The 220-nt window shown below is 58.2% G+C and carries 1 protein-coding gene; it reads right to left on the bottom strand.

What is annotated here, in order from left to right; translation table 11 throughout:
- Nucleotides 1–220: hypothetical protein (locus A3709_RS23850; RefSeq protein WP_231871200.1), on the bottom strand; the 220-nt coding region annotated here is incomplete at both ends.

The following is a 220-nucleotide window of genomic DNA, read 5'->3' on the forward strand; positions in this document are numbered from 1 at the left end:
AGTGACGTTATTTATACGGCGCTGGCAGCGCTGGTCCTGCTTGTCCGTACGCGTATTGGCCAGCGCTGCCAGCGCCGTATAAATAACGTCACTGTTGTGCTCGTAAACCGCCAGGTACTCCGGTGAAGCGTTGTCTTCACGCTCTGTCAGGGAATCGCGAACGGCCTGTTGCCAGCCTTCGTCGCGCTGCAGCATGTTTTCCAGGCGATCCAGCCAGAGG

This window comes from Halioglobus sp. HI00S01, assembly GCF_001635445.1.
Lineage (GTDB): Bacteria > Pseudomonadota > Gammaproteobacteria > Pseudomonadales > Halieaceae > Halioglobus > Halioglobus japonicus.